At 65.0% G+C, this 843-nt stretch carries 1 protein-coding gene; it reads right to left on the bottom strand.

Annotation, left to right across the window (positions count from 1 at the left end; genetic code table 11):
• Positions 1–93 precede the first annotated feature (93 nt).
• The coding region (locus EN745_RS35355) for a heme ABC transporter permease (RefSeq protein ID WP_145992354.1) at positions 94–843 on the bottom strand (750 nt) is incomplete at its 5' end.

Raw genomic sequence — 843 nt, 5'->3', positions numbered from 1 at the left:
CCCCTTGTGGGAGAAGATGGATCGGCGCGCAGCGCCGAGACGGATGAGGGGTGTTCCAGCGGAGTGTACCGTTGGCGTTACCTGGAACACCCCTCATCCGTCGCCTTCGGCGGCACCTTCTCCCACAAGGGGAGAAGGGGGAGCCCGCTCCGCCTGCCTGGCGGCAACCCTGCGCATGGCGATCACCCGGCGGCGGAAAATCTCCGTGCGCATCGCCATCAGGTGCAGCGCAAAGAACAGCACGGTGAAGCCGAGCGCCATCACCAGCAGCGGCCTCAGCATGGAGGCGTCGATGGTCGAGCCGCCCATGCGGAATACCGAGGCCGGCTGGTGCAGGGTGTTCCACCAGTCGACCGAAAACTTGATGATCGGGATGTTGATGAAGCCGACCAGGGTGATGATGGCGGCGGCCCAGGCGGCGCGGCTGACGTCATCCAGCGCACGCGTCAGCGCGATGATGCCGAGATACATCAAAAAAAGTACGAAGACCGATGTCAGCCGCGCGTCCCACACCCACCAGGTGCCCCACATCGGCTTGCCCCAGATCGAGCCGGTGATCAGCGCAAGTGCTGTGAAGGTGGCGCCGATGGGGGCCGCCGATTTCAGCGCGACATCGGCCAGTGGATGGCGCCACACCAGCGTGCCGAGCGCCGAAACCGCCATCAGCGAATAGCACATCATGGCGAGCCAGGCGAAAGGCACGTGGATGTACATGATGCGCACGGTGATGCCTTGCTGGAAGTCCTCCGGCGCGGTGAAGCTCATATAGAGACCGGCGGCAAGCAGGAGCACGGCAGCCGCGGCCAGCCAGGGAACCAGCCTGTCGGCCAGCCCGACGAAACG

The sequence above is a fragment of the Mesorhizobium sp. M4A.F.Ca.ET.022.05.2.1 genome, from assembly GCF_003998845.1.
Taxonomy (GTDB): domain Bacteria; phylum Pseudomonadota; class Alphaproteobacteria; order Rhizobiales; family Rhizobiaceae; genus Mesorhizobium.
This window is presented reverse-complemented; position numbering and strand designations above follow the sequence as displayed.